The following is a 291-nucleotide window of genomic DNA, read 5'->3' as shown; positions in this document are numbered from 1 at the left end:
CGCCATTACCATCACCCTGATAAGCATACGTGGAGCCATGACGTGGTGCGCTTAGCGGTGCGCGAGACGGGCAGTTGGATGTTTGCAACTGGGCTTGAAAAGGACGTGTTAATGACCTTTGAGCGCAATTACACAGTCTTATGCAGACGCTTTAGCCGTGGCGAGTTGACCGATATTGAGTTGCCTAAGGCACTGCCTGAAACGGTGACGCGGCCCACTGAGGCGGCAAAGGCGAAATCAATTATTGCCAATTTACGAACCAACCTTGGGCTTAAGGGGGCAAATGATGGC

Annotated in this window: 1 pseudogene; it reads left to right on the top strand. The window is 52.6% G+C overall.

The features are described 5' to 3' along the window. A pseudogene (locus FW758_RS24940) lies at nucleotides 1–291 on the top strand (replication protein P); the annotation flags it as partial.

This window comes from Shewanella sp. 1180_01, from assembly GCF_052850535.1.
This window is presented reverse-complemented; position numbering and strand designations above follow the sequence as displayed.